1 pseudogene is annotated in these 257 nt (G+C 44.0%); it reads left to right on the forward strand.

Features of this window, described 5'->3' with window-relative positions:
- Window positions 1-201, forward strand: a pseudogene (locus tag AAEZ05_RS29275) (ketol-acid reductoisomerase); the annotation flags it as partial.
- Window positions 202-257: the final 56 nt, after the last annotated feature.

Consider the following 257-nt stretch of genomic DNA (forward strand, 5'->3'; position numbering starts at 1 on the left):
GCTATGCGTAATGCGCTAAAACGCATCCAATCTGGCGAATACGCAAAAATGTTCATCAGTGAAGGCGCAACCAACTATCCATCAATGACGGCTCGTCGTCGTAACAACGCTGAGCATCAAATCGAAGTGACTGGTGCTAAATTGCGCGGCATGATGCCTTGGATTGGCGGCAACAAAATCATCGATAAAGACAAAAACTAAGTCAATACTTATGATGGTAAGGCTTAATAAGTCTTAACAGACCCCGTGTTATCAAG

The organism is Pseudomonas sp. HY13-MNA-CIBAN-0226 (genome assembly GCF_040310305.1).
Taxonomy (GTDB): domain Bacteria; phylum Pseudomonadota; class Gammaproteobacteria; order Pseudomonadales; family Pseudomonadaceae; genus Aquipseudomonas; species Aquipseudomonas gregormendelii.